Here is a 15,757-nt window from a genome sequence, read left to right on the forward strand (position 1 = left end):
ACCCCGTGCCTTCTTCCGCCAACCCCGCGCGGCGGGACGGGCTCAGCTTGTCAGCTCCGCCCGCCAGGCCTCAAACACGGCTCCCGCTTCCCGGTCCGCAGTGTGCGCCTGAACGCTGAGGCTGCGGGCCACTGCGCCGGGAGCCGCCAGATCGAACCGCCGTGTCCGGCCCGGTTCACGGGCGCCATCGGGTGCGGCGCCTGCAGCGGGTTCGGGCAGGGCACCCGGACGCCAGCCAACCGCCGTCGCGGTGGCCACGACTTTGGCATCTCCCAGGATTCCGACGGCGCGGTGCCGCGGCCCGGTGAGGTCAAGATCCTCGTAGAGGAAATCCCCGCCGGGTCCGGCGGCACGGGTGATGCTGCGCAAACGGCCGCCGTGCTCGCCGCTGCGTCCCAGCACCAGCGTCTCCCGGACCAGCGCCCGCGCCCCGGAAGCCAGCTGCAGCCGGGTTTGCCGGCGGACATTGGACCCGGCGGCTGCCACGAAGGACGCGCCGTCCCAAATCAGGGCAGCGTCCTCGCCCAGCTCCGCGTCCAGGGACCAGCGGGACGGGACCAAATCGGCGTCGTACGCCACCATGCCCGCGGGCTCCACCACTTCCAGAGTCACTCCGGGGTCCACGGAAACCTCAATCCGCACGTCGTCGCCGCCCAGCAGCATCATGTGGATGCCAATCAGGGCCACCCGCAGGTGCAGCGGATCCGCGGTGCCGTTGACGGGCCGGGGTGCCAGGTACAACCCCTGATCCAGCACCGAAAACCGTGCCCGGTTCCCGGCACGCTCCACGGAAATGCGGGTGGGCCGAGGCCGTGGAGCTGCCGCGGCAGCGGGGTACCCGGTAACGGAGTTAGTGGCGGTGGGGGACAGCGTCCGGCTCCTCGTCATGGGTGTGGAAGAAGCCGCCGTCGCCGTCTTCATCGGCGTGGAAGTGCGGAGCCATGGGCCCGGGGTCCTGCGGAGTGTGGGAGCCTGCGCGGTGCAGGGCCACCATGGAGCGCACCCACGCGCTGAGTTCATCAATGGTGTGCTGCTGTTTGCGGGACAGGGCCAGCACCGGCCCGCCCTCGCGGGCTGCGGTGGCGTCGGCGACCATCAGGTCCACATCCACGTCCACATGCGGAGCCAGGTCGATCTTGTTGATAACCAGCAGGTCCGCCCGGGCGATGCCGGGGCCGCCCTTGCGGGCCACGTCCCCGCCGCCTGCCACGTCCAAGACAAAAATCTGCGCGTCCACCAGGGCGGGGGAGAAGGTGGCGGTGAGGTTGTCGCCGCCGCTTTCCACCAGGACCAGATCCAGCGGGGCGAAGTCAGCTTCGAGGTCCTCCACGGCCAGCAGGTTGGTGGTGACGTCGTCGCGGATCGCGGTGTGCGGACAGGCTCCGGTTTCCACGGCGCGGATGCGCTCGGCGGGCAGCACCCCGGCCGAACGCAGGAACCGGGCGTCCTCATCCGTGTAGATGTCATTGGTGATGACGCCGATGGACAGCTCTTCGGACATGGCACGGCAGATGGTCGCGATCAGCGAGCTCTTTCCGGTCCCCACGGGCCCGGCAACGCCCAGGCGCAGCGAACGTTTCGGATCGGACAGGGGTGACGCGGTGGTTTTATCGGTGAATGGTGTGTTCTCAGGCAACGAACAGTCTCCTTGTTCTTTCGGTATGGTCTTCGGCCCAGTGCTCCATCAGGGGAGCGCTGAGCGCGGGTAGGTCGTCAAGGTCCCGGGCCTGCAGGGCGTCATCAGCGACGGCGTTGATCTGCGGCTCGGCGGCCAGAATCCACCCGGTGGCGGTCATCGGATCGATGGGCAGCAGTTTCAAAGCAGCGGCAACCACGGACTGCGCATCGTCATAGCAGCACAGCCGGGCGAGCGCGGCTTCGCCCACACCCAAGGCACGGGCGGCCACGCCAAGGGCAACCGGGCGGGTTGGGCGCGGCGCTTCCCGTTTCAGGGCGGCGACGGCGGGATCCCCGGGTTTGAGCGTGGCCGCCAGCCGCAGCATCCCGCGGCCGAGCCGCCGGGAAGCATCCCGCTGGGCGGCCGACGGCGTCCGGGCGTCAAGCGCCGCCTCCAGGGCGGCAAAACCGGGGGCACCGCCGTCGTCCTCCCCACCGGCCGCCGTGCAGAGTTCCAGGGCCCGGCGGTGCGCCAGCACAGCTGCAACGGTTTCCATCCGGCCCACGGTCTGCAGCCGGGAGACCAGATAGGGGTAGACACCCTCCACCTGCAGCCCGGCCATCACCGCAGGTTCAAGACCAGCGGAATGCGAGTACGCGCCCGACGGCAGACGCGAATCGGCCAGCAGGAACGCGGCGACAGCGGATTCGCCGGTACTTCCGCCGTGAGGCAGGGAAGATGTCATGCTTCCCGCCTCAAAAGAGCGTGTAGCGCTGGGTCAGCGGCAGATCGGCAACCGGCGCGGGTTCAATGACCTGTCCGTCGATGCTGACCATGAACGTTTCGGGGTTCACCCGGATGTCCGGAAGCGCGGTGTTGTTGGGCAGCGAAGCTTTGGTCACGTCCCGGGTGGAGCGGATGGCGGTCAGTTTCCGCACCAGGCCCAGCCGGTCCGCCAGCCCGTCATCCAGGGCAGCCTGCGCCACAAAGGAGGTGGACAGATGCGGAGCGGACGAAGCCCGGCCGGCCAGCGCTTCCCGCATCCAGACCGGCTGCGGGGTGGGCAGCGAGGCGTTGGGATCACCCATCTGGCCCGCCACAATGGCACCGCCCTTGATCACCAGGGACGGCCGGATGCCGAAGAACGCGGGATTCCACAGCACCAGGTCCGCCATCTTGCCCACCTCGATGGACCCGACTTCATGGTCAATGCCGTGGGCCACCGCCGGGCAGATGGTGTATTTCGCGATGTACCGGCGGACACGTTCGTTGTCCGCCGGCAGGGACGATTCCGTGGCCCCCATGTAGTCCTTCATCACGTGCGCCACCTGCCAGGTGCGGGTGATGGTCTCGCCGATCCGGCCCATGGCCTGCGCGTCGGAGGACGTGATGGACATGGCACCCAGATCCTGCAGCACGTCCTCGGCCATCATGGTGTTGGCGCGGATCCGTGACTCGGCGAAGGCCAGGTCCTCGGGGATGCGCGGATTCAGGTGATGGCAGACCATCAGCATGTCCAGGTGCTCGGCTACGGTGTTGACCGTAAACGGCAGCGTGGGATTGGTCGACGCCGGCAGCACGTTGGCGGCGGAAGCCACGGTGATGATGTCCGGGGCGTGTCCGCCGCCGGCTCCCTCGGCGTGGAAGATATGGATGCCGCGGCCCTTGATGGCGGCCAGGGTGTCCTGCACGTAGCCGGCCTCGTTCAACGAATCGGCATGCAGCGCCACCTGCACACCCCAGCGGTCCGCCGCGGTCAGCGCCGCATCAATGGCCGCCGGGGTGGAGCCCCAGTCTTCGTGGACCTTGTAGCCGGCCGCGCCGGCGAGGGCCTGTTCCGCCAGGGCGGCCTGGCTGACCGTGTTGCCCTTGCCGTAGAGCAGGAAATTCATCGGCAGGGTGTCCAGCGCGCGGTGCATCACCTGCAGGTTCCAGGCTCCGGGGGTGACGGTGGTGGCCTTGGAACCCTCGGCGGGTCCGGTGCCGCCGCCGCCCACGGTGGTGATGCCGGCGGCCAGCGCTTCCCGTAGAGCGTCAGTGCCGAGCAGGTGCACATGCGTGTCGATTCCGCCGGCGGTCAGGATCTTTCCCTCGCCGGCGATGACCTCGGTGCCGGGACCGATCACCAGTGCCGGATCGATGTTGTCCATGATGTCCGGGTTGCCGGCCTTGCCGATGCCGGCAATGCGTCCGTCCTTGACGCCGACGTCGGCCCGGACAATGCCCCAGTGGTCCACGATGAGCACGTTGGTAATGATCAGGTCCGGGGCGCCCTCAGCGGAGGTGCGGGTGGACTGGGCCATCGATTCGCGGATGTTCTTCCCCCCGCCGAACACCGATTCATCACCGCCGAAGGTGTAGTCCTTTTCGGGGCTGATCCACAGGTCGGTGTCACCGAGCCGGACGGAGTCTCCCACGGTTGGCCCGTACAGGTGTGCATAGTCGTGCCGGCTGATCTGCATCTTCAGGACTCCGATCCGGGGACAGGCGCGGAGGGGGAGCCGCCGTCGCGGATTTGAAGGCCGGGCACGGTGCCGCTGCCGGCCAGCCGAACCAGCATTACTTCGCGGGAAGCACCCGGTTCAAAGCGTACGGCGGTGCCGGCGGGTACACCCAGCCGGAAGCCGGCAGCGGCCGTCCGGTCAAAGGTCAGCGCACTGTTCACTTCCGCGAAGTGGAAGTGGGAGCCAATCTGGACGGGACGGTCGCCGTCGTTGGTGACTACGAGGACACGCGTCTCACGGCCGGCGTTGAGTTCATGACTGCCCGCGGCGGTGCGTACCTCACCGGGTATCAGGCCGCTCATGAAATGGGATCCGTGATGGTGACGAGCTTGCGGCCGTCGGGAAAGGTGGCTTCGATCTGCAGGTCCGGAATCATCTCCGGCACACCCTCCATCACGTCCCCGCGCGTCAGGACGCTGCGTCCCTCGCTCATCAGGTCAGCCACGAGCCCGCCCTCGCGTGCACGTTCCATCACCCAGCAGGAGATCAGGGCGACGGCTTCGGGATAGTTGAGGAGGACACCGCGCGAACGGCGGTCACGCGCCACCATGCCGGCAACGCTCAGCAGGAGCTTTTCCGTATCCGAGGGAGTGAGAAACATGTGCCGAGTGTGCCACCGCCATGTTTCCGCTGTGTTGCGTATTACGTATTACCTGCAGGTTGTGCCCGGCACACCGGTAACTGGATGACGGGCCGGGCACAACGGCACTACTTCGACTTCTTGCTGTCCTTGTGGTCCTTATCCTTATGGTGCTTGATGTCTTTGGCTGCTTTGACGGCCACGGCAGCCGCCCCAGCTTTGACCGGAGCCGGAACCTTGACTTCCTTGACCTTGGTGACTTCCTTGATCTTGGTCCGGTTTTTGCGGTCCAGCAGCAGGGACGCGGCAATTCCCGCCATCCAAACATCCTTGGCCAGCGGCGTGCCCTGTGCGGTGGGGCGGATTCCGTCTTCTTCCGTCAGGCCGGGGGTCTTCAGGTACATGGTCACCATGCCGCCGGAGAAGGCTCCGAGGACCAGACCGGCCAGCCTGCTGGGAACAAACGGTGTCAGCAGGGTCAGGCCCACGGCGATCTCCGCTGCGCTCAGCAGTTTGCCGAACCTGGCCGCGTCAAGATCCATGACCTGCGGAAACGCGTTGGCGGCCATCTGCTGCAGGCCTGCTGCGCTTTCCTCGTCCAGGTTGCGCTTGCCCAGGCCGGAGTTCAGGATGTACGCGCCCGTGGTTAGGCGCAACGGAATGTGGCTGATTCTCATGAGGGGTCCTCCCGTGAAGTCGCTGACATCCCCGAGCCTACGGGCGCCGGCGGCAGTGCGCCAGAGCAGGCAAACCAACTCCTGCCGCGGAACAGGCCCGCCGGGTGACCTGCCGGCGGCCGCCGGTTACCTGCACCGTGTAAGCGGGGAACACGCCGCGGAAGGTTCACCCTCAACCGCAAACTCTGGTTTGATGGAAAGGAAGGAACGCAGTAACTGCTGTCGACAAAGAAGGTCCTCATGGATTTCCTCCCGGCCGAACACCCCCGGCCGCGACATTTCATTCTTCATCTCAGCGACACCCACCTGGTTGCCGGCCCCGGCCCGCTGTACGGGGCCGTGGACAGCCAGGCCAGGCTGGCAGAACTTTTTGCCAGGCTGGAGGCGTCCGGACAAAAACCGGAGGCCATTGTCTTTACCGGTGACCTGGCAGACAAGGGTGAACCGCAGGCGTACGCAAAACTCCGCGGCATCGTGGCACCCGTTGCCGAGCGGATGGGAGCCCGGCTCATCTGGGCGATGGGGAATCACGACAACCGCGAAAACCTGAAAACCGCACTGCTGGACGAAGCGCCGGACATGGCTCCGGTGGACCGTGTCTACATGGTCAACGGACTGCGGATCATCACCCTGGATTCCACCGTGCCGGGCCACCATTACGGCGAGTTGACCGGCACCCAGCTGGACTGGCTGCGGAACGTGCTGAAAACTCCCGCCCCGGACGGCACGATCCTGGCCCTGCATCATCCGCCGGTTCCCAGCGTCCAGGACCTGACCGTGCTGGTGGAGCTTCGCCATCAGCGGGACTTCGCGGCGGCGCTGGCCGGGACCGATGTCCGGTCCATCATCGCCGGACACCTGCATTATTCAACCTTCGCCACCTTTGCCGGCATCCCTGTCTCCGTGGCCTCGGCAACCTGTTACACCCAGGACCTGACCACGCCTGGAACGCGGGGCCAGGACGCCGGACAGGCGTACAACATGGTGCATGTCTATGAGGACTCCGTGGTGCATTCAGTGGTCCCGCTGGACGAGGACCGCACCGTGGGTGAGCGTGTGGACGAGGCCGAAACCCGCCGCCGCCTGACAGCCGCGGGCGTCCGGATCCTGGACGCCCAGCAGCTGACTTCCGCCTAAGACTTCCGGCGGGACGTCACATTTCCTCGGGGTACCGTTCCGGTTCCGGACCCAGGTTGAAGAACCTGCCCGTAATGGTTTCCGGCTGAATTTCCACGTAGCGGTACTTCAGGGTCCGCACCCACGGCTGCAGCGGAAGATTGTCCGCTGCTTCAATCTCGCTCTGCGCCTCGAGGAGGCGCGTGGTGCCCTGGACCACCACGGACCAGGCCTGGTCGCTGAGGATCCCGTCGGCCTCGAACGCCACATGGTCGTTCACGGCCAGCTCGGCCAGCTTGGTGCCGGGGCTGGTACGGAAAAGGATGACGCCGTCGTGAGCGTAGTAGTTCAGCGGATAGATGCTGGGCCGGTTGGCCACACTCACCGCCAGGCGTCCGTGGAAGGTTTTCTCCAGATATTTCCAGCACTGCTCGGGACTCAACTCGACAATGGGGGGCCGTTCTTCGCTAGTCATGGCCCCAGTCTGCCAAGGGGAGGCCCGTTGCCGCCACTGCGTCGCCTCCGAACCGAGCTTGACGCGTGAAGCGGCACACAATAAGAGTGGAGGTGGGAACCATTTACCCTGGTCATGCAGGATCTGACCTCGACCCACAGACCTCCACACAGAGAGAACGTGATGACAGACGCAGCGAACCCCACTCCCGCCGGCAGCAAAGGCAGCGACGCCGTGCAGCAGCACCTGACCACCCGCCAGGGACATCCGGTCTACGACAACCAGAACACCCGCACCGTGGGCGCCCGCGGTCCGGCCACGCTGGAGAACTACCAGCTCCTGGAAAAGATCAGCCACTTTGACCGTGAGCGGATCCCCGAACGCGTGGTGCACGCCCGCGGTTTCGTGGCCTACGGTGAATTCGAGGCGTCGGGCAAATGGGGCGACGAGCCCATTGCCAAGTACACCCGCGCCAAGCTTTTCTCCGAGCCGGGCAAGAAGACCGACGTCGCCATCCGGTTCTCCTCGGTGATCGGCGGCCGTGACTCCTCCGAGGCTGCACGCGACCCGCGCGGCTTTGCGATCAAGTTCTACACCGAAGACGGCAACTGGGACCTGGTCGGCAACAACCTGGGCGTCTTCTTCATCCGCGACGCCATCAAGTTCCCGGACGTGATCCACTCCCTCAAGCCGGACCCCGTCACCTTCCGTCAGGAACCGGCCCGGATCTTCGACTTTATGTCGCAGACACCGGAGTCCATGCACATGCTGGTGAACCTCTTCAGCCCGCGCGGCATCCCCGCGGACTACCGCCACATGCAGGGATTCGGCGTGAACACCTACCGCTGGGTCAACGCGCAGGGCGAGTCCAAGCTGGTTAAATACCACTGGCTGCCGCAGCAGGGCGTGAAGTCCCTGACCGAGGAAGACGCCGCGAACATCCAGGCCAATGATCTGGGCCACGCCTCCAAGGACCTGTACGAGGCCATTGAACGCGGGGACTACCCCAAGTGGGATCTGTACGTGCAGCTGATGGATGACAATGACCACCCGGAGCTGGACTTCGACCCGCTGGATGACACCAAGACCTGGCCGGAGCAGGACTTTGAGCCCAAGTACGTGGGCACCATGACCCTGAACCGCAACGTCACCGACCACCACAACGAAAACGAGCAGATCGCCTTCGGCACCGGCGTGCTGGTGGACGGCCTGGAGTTCTCCGACGACAAGATGCTGGTGGGCCGTACCTTCAGCTACTCGGACACCCAGCGTTACCGCGTGGGCCCGAACTATCTGCAGCTTCCGGTGAACTCCGCTAAGAACGCACCGGTTGCCACCAACCAGCGCGGCGGCCAGATGTCCTTCGGTACCGACCTCGCGCCGGGCCAGAACCCGCACGTGAACTACGAGCCGAACATCACCGGCGGGCTGCAGGAAGCACCGAAGACCGCGCCGTCCGAGCTGGGTCCGGAGCTTGAAGGCCGTCTGATCCGCGCCCGCCTGCCGCGCACCAATGACTACATGCAGGCCGGGCAGCGCTACCAGCTGATGGAGCAGTGGGAGAAGGATGACCTGGTGGCCAACTTCGTGGCCAACATCGGCGAAGCGATCCGTCCGGTGCAGGAGCGCATGCTCTGGCACTTCTACATGTGCGATGACGAGCTGGGCGCACGGGTCGGCGAGGGACTTGGCATCAGCCTGGACGAGGTCAAGGATCTCGGCCCGCTGGCCACCCAGACCCTCAACGAGGAAGAAACCAACCGGATGAAGAATCTGGGCCACAACGGCCCCCGCAACGTGGAAGGCCTCACCATGACCCACTGCGTGCCCAACGAGCACGTGGTCGTCAGCCGCTAACAGTTCGCGCTGCACAGCCTAAAACAAAACGACGACGGCGGAACCCACCTCAGGCGGGGTCCGCCGTCGTTGTTGTTGTGATGCCTACTTTTCCCAGGGCGCCTTGATCGGGAAGAACTTCTCGAGGAAGTCCGTGACCCGTTCGGTACGCTCCTGCGCCGGAACCTCCGGGAAGCTGCCGTCATTGAGACAGAACAAATCCATGTTCCGCTTCGCCAGCAGCTTGTCCATTATTTTCAGGCCCGCGTAGGACGTGGTGTCCACGTACTTCACCTTGGCGGTTTCCTGCGTGACGGCCCGCCCGGTGAGCAGAGCGTAATAGTGGTACAGCGAGTTGGTGACCGAGATGTTGTCCTTCGCCCGGAACGTGCTCGCCGCCGTGGCCGCGAACTCGTTCGGGAATTCAGCTTCCATCTCCAGCAGCACGCTCTTGCGCAGTGGTGCGGCGGTGTGTTCCAGGTGCCGGGTGGTGATCCGGCCAAACCGCTCCCAGAGCAGGCGCCGGTTAACCCGGGCCGCGTTCTCAAAGCCGCTGCGCTCGGGGTCATTGGCACCCAGGCCAATGCGGGTGCTGGCCTCGATGAACTTGGTGATGCCGCCGGGGGAGAAGAACAGGTCAGGTCCCACCGGGCGGCCGAAGAACATGTCGTCGTTGGAATACAGGAAGTGCTCGGCCAGGCCGGGAATGTGCTGGAGCTGGGATTCCACGGCCTGCGAGTTGTGGGTCGGCAGGACGGAGGGATCCTTGAAGTGCTCCTCTGCGCGGACAAAGGTCACCGACGGGTGGTCGGCCAGCCAATCCGGCCGTTCCGAGTCCGTGGCGATAAAGATGCGGCGGATCCACGGGGCGAACATGTAGACCGAACGCAGAGCGTACTTGAGTTCGTTGATCTGGCGGAAACGGGCCTCATGGTCATCGCCTTCGCCGACCACGGCGTCCTTCATCCGGGCGGCACGGGCAGCCTGATATTCGGGGGAGCTGCCGTCCACCCAGGAGAAAACAAGATCCACATCGAAATCGATATCCGTGGCGTGGTCGGCAAACATGTTCTCGATGGTCGGCCAGGTCAGGCCGTGCTTTTCCACGGTTCCGCGGACCACCTCATTGGCCGGGAGAGTGCGGCGGGTCAGGGAATTCTCCACCGGGAGCGTGATTTCCGGACCGGTGAGGTCCCAAAGTTCCAGCTGCACGCCGGCCGAGGGGCCAAAGGTAAGGTTGGTGCCGCTGACGGCCCGGGGCCGGTAGACCCGGATAATCCGGGACTTGTCCGAAGGTGAGAGCTCGCCGTCGGCAATCAGCAGGGTGCGGGTCTTTTTGGTGTCCACGCTGCGGGAATAGAAGGGTTCTTCCCGGCAGGCTTCCACCATGGCGCGGCGCAGCTGATCCCGGTGAGCCAGATCCACGGCAATGACCGGGCGCTCGTCGTTCCCGCGCACCAGCAGGTACGCGATGCCGGCGTTCTCCAGGACCTTGCGGACAAACAACAGGTCCTCAACCATGGCCTGATTGGGTGTCAGCCCGGTGTCCATCAGGGTGAGGCGGCCCTTGACCTCGGCGACGTCGGTCCGATGTTCCACCCGCTGAACAACAGCGAGGGACGCGGTTTGGAGATCCTCGCTCTCATGCTCGGGTTCGGGGGTGCCGAAATACACATCGTGTTCTGCTGCTATGTCTGTAATCGGAACCTCCAATAAGTTTCGAGTGCGGGGTCGGAGGCCGCGGCGAATGTGCGGGCGCGGCTCGTGCGGCTCTGCACATAGGTGTACTGCTGGCTTGCGGGGTGCGCACCGGATAAGCCGGACGCGTCCCGAATAGGCCTGATGCTCTGGGCGCGGGTGCCGCTGCTGAGTAGCATTGAGTGCTAGCGCGGACATCTCGGGAGCTGATGTGAGATACCGTAACACCACGCTGGCGGCGGCAACGCTGCTTGTGCTCAGTATGTCATCCTGTGCCCCTTCCACGGACACCGGGGAGCCTTCGGGCGCCGCGGGCACCTGGCCCTCTTACACCCTGCCGGACGGGTCGCTCTCCTTTGAGCACCGCCCCGACTGGACGGTGGAAGAAGTTCAGTCGCTGGCCAATGATCCGGCCGGCGGCGTTTCGGTCCAAGTGAACGACGCCGGGGGAGACCTTATCGCCCAGCTGGACACCGGGATTATCACCGGTTTGGTGTGCGACGATCCCGATGAGGCCGCGCAGTACGTGGAATATGACTCCGAGCCGATGCCCGAGCTGGATTCGGCTCAGGGCACCGATCAGCGGTTTGTTTATCGCTCGGTGGCCTTCTCCACTCCGGAGCGGGGTGAGCCGGTGGCGACCTATGCGGTAATCAGCGAACTCGGTGACCGCGGCCAGTGCGGGCTTTTCGATTTCTTTACCTTTACGGAATCCAGCGGCGGCCGTTTTGCCGGCAGATATTCGGGGGAGGATACGGTGCCCGGCCAGTCTTATTTGGACGGTGCGGCCGCCTATGAAGACAGTGCTGAATTCCGTGATGTGAAGCGGATGCTGGTGTCGTTGCGGGACAAGGACTGATCTTCGGCCGACCGGGACTGGAATAGGCGGTTTTCGGTTTTCTCTGGCGTGCTGTGGATAACTCCGTATGCTGTGGCGCAGCCACGTACTCTTGGCGTCACGTCCAGTCCCGCACCATTTCTGCCCTGGGGGTATTTTCGATGTTCCGCACTCGCGCGCTTTCTGCCATACCCATTTCTGCCCGTATGAGTGCTGCCGCGGTGGCAGCTGTCCTGGTGTTGGGCGGCTGTTCCGGTTCGGGGGAGCCTGAGGCTGAAGCTGCGGAGAATCGCTCTTCCAGCGCTTCGCCGAGCGGGAGCGCCAGTGCGAGCGAGACCGCCACTCAGACGGCGACGCCGACACCAACGCCTACTGCCGCTTACAAGCCAGCGACCGCTGAGGGACCTGCGGAGAATGTGCCGTTGCCCGTGATGCCGGAGTTGGCGAAGGAGAAGTCCAAGGAAGGCCTTGAGGCTTTCGCCGAGTACTGGTACTCACTGATTAATTACGGTTACGAAACCGGTGACGCCGAGCCGGTACGAGCAATAAGTTCATCTCCTTGTTCGGTCTGCGATGTGTACTACGAGACCGTGGATCTAGGGTTCAAAAACCAAGATTGGATGGCGGGCTCCTTGGTCAAGGTAAGAGATGTCCATTCAGATTTTATCCTGACACCCGAGGGTTACTATCAAGTTCTAATACAAATAACTCAAAAGGACCTAGAGTATTACGGACCTAACGGGGTTGATTATGGACCGATGGATGGTCTCCAATCGCCTATAGCGCAACTGATTGAAGCATCATATGACGGTACATCTTGGCGTGCTGTGCGAGTCGAAAACATTTGAAATGAACTCACTATCTAGCATGCTCAGACGTGCATGTATTGCGGTGCTTTGTTTCGTTTTTCTCATTTGTTGGAGCTCTCCAACCTTGGCTGAATCCGGCAAGGGAAACATGGGAAAAGGAGGAGTTACAGGTACCTGGACCAAGCATGAGGATAGTGGTGTTTGGACGTCGGCAGAGGTCGGGCTTGCTGCGGACATAAATGGGTACTATTTTGAGCTGGAATGTTTTGATGAGGGCATCGGATATATCGACTGCCTCCCGGGTCTGGAGGGCAAATGTACTCTCGGTCCAGATGGGCGCTCGGTTTGGTGGTATTCAGGACTTCTTGGAACGCCAATGACCGATTGGCAACGTCTGGATGGCGGGCCATGGTGTGTATATTCTGTTAATCCATACGTCATAGAAGAAATCGAGGGAAGGATTGCAACTGAATTTCAGGAGCGACCCATTGCTTCGAGCGTGTTTGAAACTCAGCCAAACCCTCACAGCTTAGTCGGCATGGAAAACAACATGTATCTCAATGCTGAGGAGCAGACCTTCGATATGACGCTTCTGGAGCAAGATATTCGTATAGTTGCCACGCCTACTGAATTCGAATGGCGATATGGCGATGGCACCTCATATGGTCCGGTCTCATTCAGCGGTACCCCTCTCCCGCCAGAGAGGCTAGGCGAACCGACGGCCACGAGCCATGCTTATTCAGATCCAGGAGACTACCAAATTAGTGTAATCGTTTACTATTCGGGGACCTATTCCATCAACGGTGGTCCCATGATTCCAATAGATGGACGGGCTCAGGTGGAGAGTAATTCTCAAACGCTGCGTGTTTGGAAATCTGAGTCACAGAACGTTGCTGACGATTGCCTCGTAAATCCCGCCGGTTTCGGCTGCTAGCCTCTGTCCAACAGCAGGTAGATGGACGCGCGATTAGTGGAACAAATTGCGTCGTCTGCGCAAAGGTGAACAGCATTTTGGGGAATGGTTATGCAGATCAAGATTGGATCGTTGGCGGAAAAGTGGAGGTTGTGCAGGCACATTCCGAATATTCCGTAACAAGGGGAGGCTTCTATCAAGTCCTTATCAACATCAGGCAGGACGCTTATGAGTTTAGGAGACCCAACATGCACCGGTACCTAGCTGAAGAGGGTTTGAAGTCCGGCACTGTACAGATGATAGAAGCCACTTATGCCGAAGGTGAATGGTTTGCAAACGATGCTGTGACCCTGAAGCGACCTGAGTGATGGAAAGCCCGATAGTAGCTTTGATTTGCGCAAATGTGTTGTGGATAAGTCCCTACGCTGTGGGTGAGCCACGTACTGTGGGCATCACGTCCAGCCCGGCACCATTTCTTCCCTGCGAAAGAATCCTCTGAGGGTAATCGTATGTTTCTCACCAAACTGCACTTGTCTGTGTCACCCGCCCGATTAGCAGCATTCGGCCTGGTTGTTCTCCTTTTCGTTAGCGGCTGTTCAGGCTCTGACTCAAGCCTCGGCGCACCGAGCAGTAGCGCGAGTGCGCGCAACTGGAGCACGGCTGAATCATCCCCCACCCCAACTCCCGCGATCTCACGAGCCGCCACATCGGCACGGCCATCCGAGAACGTTCCTCTGCCGGTACTACCGGAACTAGCCGAACAGCAGTCAAAGGAAGGCCTGCTGGCGTTTACCGAATACTGGTATGCCTTGGCGACCTATGCGTTCGAAACAGGTGACCTTTCGCCGCTGCAGGAAGTGAGCGGTCCGGACTGCGCAATCTGTTCCCGCCTTTACGAGATGGTTGAGCTGGGTTATGAGGACCAGGATTGGATTGTCGGGGGTAACTTCACGGTGGGTTCGACACAGTCTGCATATGTATTAACCAGCAAAGATGTCTACCAGGTTCTGGCCATTGTTAGTCAGTTTCACATCCAATATCGCGGACCGGACAACCATCTATACGAAATAGAAGAGGGGTGGACAGACACACATATGCTCGAAGCGTCCTACGCTGACGGCAAATGGACTGCCCAGGATGTCGTTTGGTTTAAGGCTGCCGGCTCCGAGGCTCCTGTTCTGGGGAACACCGGCTAGCCAAGAGCAGCAGGGCGAGGAACCCTGAATAACGTTCGAGGATCCTGCAGCAGCGCCGGGTAAGCAAAAGCCGCACGGGGAATGGTCCCGGAAATCGTCACGCTCCGCTTCGCGGTGTCGTTGGTCAGCGACACCGGCCCCACCGTGCCGACACCCAGGACAGCACGGTCGGCACCCGGCAGGACGACGTCGTCGCCGTCCTCCATGTCCTCCAAAAACCGCACTAGCTGGCGGGCCCGTTTTCCCGTGATTGGTGTGCCTTTTCCATTCAGCATCGGCAGCTCGATCACCGGATCTCCACTCGCCTTGTCCACTTTGGGTCGGGCAACCCACACGGCGTCGCCGGCAGGTTCGGACGGAAGTGCAGGGTGCTCGGGCTCGGGCCACACATAGGGCAACCCTGCGCGGGTGTCCGGAAAGAGAGGGGCGTAGAAGTCTGGTGATTTAGTGATCAGGTTGGAGCGGTGGCTCTCGTGCAGGGCGGGGTCGCCAAACCAAGGAGGAAGCACGACGTCGTCATCCGCAGCCTCCGGCGCGAATTCCAGGATCTGCTCGTAGACGGTGTCGGCGTGCCCCCGCGACGTCCATTCATTGGTCATCGCCAGCCCGTAGGCGGTCAGTGCCGGGATGTAGCCCATCCACATCCGCATGGCCGGATGACTCTGCCAGCCGTAGTCCGGAATGACGAGGGCGCGCAGGACCTGCAGAGTTTCCACGCGCTGTTTGCCCAGACGCGCCTGGTCAAGGACCGCGGCGCTGCGGCTGAAGCTGTCATAGGGAAGAAACGTCTGCACGGACCCAGTGTGTCATCCGTCGTTGGGGGAGAGGGGCAGGGCAAGGATGAAGTCGCGGAACACGTGTCCGCCGACCGTAAAGTTCCGTCGGCCAACCTCGCTGAACCCCGATTTGCGGTAAAACGCCTGGGCACGCAGGTTGAGGTCATTCACACCCAGCCACAAGACCCGGCATCCGGACGCGACGGCGGTGTCCACGGCTGCCTGCATCAGCGCGGCAGCAGCCCCGGTGCCGTGGGCGGCGGGATGAACGTAGCACTTGGACAGCTCCGCAGCCGGAGCGGGCAGATGCCGCAGGGCTTCGGCAACCTCCGGGTCACTGGGTGAAGAGAACACCAGCAGCGCGTAGCCAATCAGGTTGCCGTCCTGTCTGGCGGCCAGGATCTGTTTCGAGTCGTCGGCGAGATACTGCGCGAAAGCATCTTCGGACAGGTGCTCGGCAACGAACGCTGCGCTGTCGGCTGCGGTCACCTGCGGCGGACAGGCGAGGGGGAAGGTCAGTGCAGCGAGAGCTGCCAATTCCTGCGCATCAGATTCAGCTGCTGAAGTAACGGAAACGGTCACGAATCCAGCTTAGGCATGAGAAAGCGCAGTCCTTCGTGCAGATCTTGGGCTTTGCGAATATCCTTCGTGCACATCACGGGCTTAAATGGACGTTTTTGGGGAGTTTGGGCCCGGTATCTGCACGAAGGATTGGATGGATGCGGGTTTGGGCCCGGTATGT

At 62.8% G+C, this 15,757-nt stretch carries 18 protein-coding genes; 7 read left to right on the forward strand and 11 right to left on the reverse strand.

Features of this window, described 5'->3' with window-relative positions; all coding sequences use genetic code 11:
• Positions 1 to 42: 42 nt before the first annotated feature.
• From KG104_RS04350 to KG104_RS04380, 7 genes are all read right to left on the reverse strand, one after another.
• A complete protein-coding gene (locus tag KG104_RS04350) occupies positions 43 to 888 on the reverse strand; it encodes an urease accessory protein UreD (protein ID WP_207347393.1) in 846 nt (281 codons plus the stop codon).
• Positions 851 to 1,636: an urease accessory protein UreG gene (ureG, locus tag KG104_RS04355; protein ID WP_237686980.1), complete on the reverse strand. Its 786-nt coding sequence runs from the start codon at positions 1,634 to 1,636 to the stop codon at positions 851 to 853. Before ureG ends, KG104_RS04350 begins: the two co-directional genes overlap by 38 nt.
• On the reverse strand, positions 1,629 to 2,363 hold the full coding sequence (locus KG104_RS04360; protein ID WP_207347394.1) for an urease accessory protein UreF: 735 nt from the start codon (positions 2,361 to 2,363) through the stop codon (positions 1,629 to 1,631). Before KG104_RS04360 ends, ureG begins: the two co-directional genes overlap by 8 nt.
• A 10-nt stretch (positions 2,364 to 2,373) precedes the next feature.
• Entirely contained in the window at positions 2,374 to 4,080 is a 1,707-nt protein-coding gene (locus tag KG104_RS04365) for an urease subunit alpha (RefSeq protein WP_207347395.1), read from the reverse strand.
• Between the two features lie 2 nt (positions 4,081 to 4,082).
• Positions 4,083 to 4,415, reverse strand: coding sequence for an urease subunit beta (locus tag KG104_RS04370; RefSeq protein ID WP_372434152.1), 333 nt, complete (start codon positions 4,413 to 4,415; stop codon positions 4,083 to 4,085).
• Positions 4,416 to 4,420: 5 nt separating this feature from the next.
• A complete protein-coding gene (locus tag KG104_RS04375; RefSeq protein ID WP_104104333.1) occupies positions 4,421 to 4,723 on the reverse strand; it encodes an urease subunit gamma in 303 nt (100 codons plus the stop codon).
• A 107-nt stretch (positions 4,724 to 4,830) separates the two neighbouring features.
• A complete protein-coding gene (locus KG104_RS04380) occupies positions 4,831 to 5,379 on the reverse strand; it encodes a hypothetical protein (RefSeq protein ID WP_307858989.1) in 549 nt (182 codons plus the stop codon).
• Between the two features lie 240 nt (positions 5,380 to 5,619).
• Here KG104_RS04380 and KG104_RS04385 point away from each other — a divergent pair, with 240 nt between their 5' ends.
• The gene (locus KG104_RS04385; protein WP_104055113.1) at positions 5,620 to 6,516 is read left to right on the forward strand and encodes a phosphodiesterase; all 897 of its coding nucleotides are present in this window, start codon (positions 5,620 to 5,622) and stop codon (positions 6,514 to 6,516) included.
• A gap of 16 nt (positions 6,517 to 6,532) precedes the next feature.
• On the opposite strand, the gene KG104_RS04390 is transcribed toward KG104_RS04385, so the two are convergent.
• Complete coding sequence (locus KG104_RS04390; protein WP_207347397.1) at positions 6,533 to 6,970, reverse strand: pyridoxamine 5'-phosphate oxidase family protein; 438 nt, start codon at positions 6,968 to 6,970, stop codon at positions 6,533 to 6,535.
• A gap of 162 nt (positions 6,971 to 7,132) precedes the next feature.
• On the opposite strand from KG104_RS04390, the gene KG104_RS04395 reads away from it, so the two are divergent.
• Positions 7,133 to 8,806 carry a catalase gene (locus KG104_RS04395; protein ID WP_104055115.1) on the forward strand — a complete coding sequence of 558 codons (1,674 nt, stop codon included), beginning with the start codon at positions 7,133 to 7,135 and terminating at the stop codon, positions 8,804 to 8,806.
• 84 nt (positions 8,807 to 8,890) lie between these two features.
• Here KG104_RS04395 and KG104_RS04400 read toward each other — a convergent pair whose 3' ends face one another.
• Complete coding sequence (locus KG104_RS04400) at positions 8,891 to 10,336, reverse strand: stealth family protein (protein ID WP_104161909.1); 1,446 nt, start codon at positions 10,334 to 10,336, stop codon at positions 8,891 to 8,893.
• 358 nt (positions 10,337 to 10,694) lie between these two features.
• Between KG104_RS04400 and KG104_RS04405 the strand changes: the two genes are divergently transcribed.
• From KG104_RS04405 to KG104_RS04415, 5 genes are all read left to right on the forward strand, one after another.
• Entirely contained in the window at positions 10,695 to 11,342 is a 648-nt protein-coding gene (locus KG104_RS04405) for a hypothetical protein (protein WP_104161636.1), read from the forward strand.
• Between the two features lie 410 nt (positions 11,343 to 11,752).
• Complete coding sequence (locus KG104_RS18285) at positions 11,753 to 12,169, forward strand: DUF6318 family protein (RefSeq protein ID WP_372434153.1); 417 nt, start codon at positions 11,753 to 11,755, stop codon at positions 12,167 to 12,169.
• Complete coding sequence (locus KG104_RS04410; RefSeq protein WP_207347399.1) at positions 12,126 to 13,064, forward strand: hypothetical protein; 939 nt, start codon at positions 12,126 to 12,128, stop codon at positions 13,062 to 13,064. Before KG104_RS18285 ends, KG104_RS04410 begins: the two co-directional genes overlap by 44 nt.
• A complete protein-coding gene (locus KG104_RS18290) occupies positions 13,031 to 13,411 on the forward strand; it encodes a DUF6318 family protein (RefSeq protein WP_372434143.1) in 381 nt (126 codons plus the stop codon). The genes KG104_RS04410 and KG104_RS18290 overlap by 34 nt, the downstream gene beginning before the upstream one ends.
• Before the next feature lie 141 nt (positions 13,412 to 13,552).
• Complete coding sequence (locus KG104_RS04415) at positions 13,553 to 14,239, forward strand: DUF6318 family protein (protein WP_207347400.1); 687 nt, start codon at positions 13,553 to 13,555, stop codon at positions 14,237 to 14,239.
• Here the strand turns inward: KG104_RS04415 and KG104_RS04420 are convergent.
• Together KG104_RS04420 and KG104_RS04425 are read right to left on the reverse strand one after the other, a co-directional pair.
• Positions 14,236 to 15,033 carry an MSMEG_6728 family protein gene (locus KG104_RS04420; RefSeq protein WP_207347401.1) on the reverse strand — a complete coding sequence of 266 codons (798 nt, stop codon included), beginning with the start codon at positions 15,031 to 15,033 and terminating at the stop codon, positions 14,236 to 14,238. The two genes, KG104_RS04415 and KG104_RS04420, sit on opposite strands and share 4 nt — an antisense overlap.
• Before the next feature lie 12 nt (positions 15,034 to 15,045).
• Entirely contained in the window at positions 15,046 to 15,597 is a 552-nt protein-coding gene (locus KG104_RS04425) for a GNAT family N-acetyltransferase (RefSeq protein WP_207347402.1), read from the reverse strand.
• Positions 15,598 to 15,757: the final 160 nt, after the last annotated feature.

The sequence above is a fragment of the Arthrobacter sunyaminii genome, assembly GCF_018866305.1.
Taxonomy (GTDB): domain Bacteria; phylum Actinomycetota; class Actinomycetes; order Actinomycetales; family Micrococcaceae; genus Arthrobacter_B; species Arthrobacter_B sunyaminii.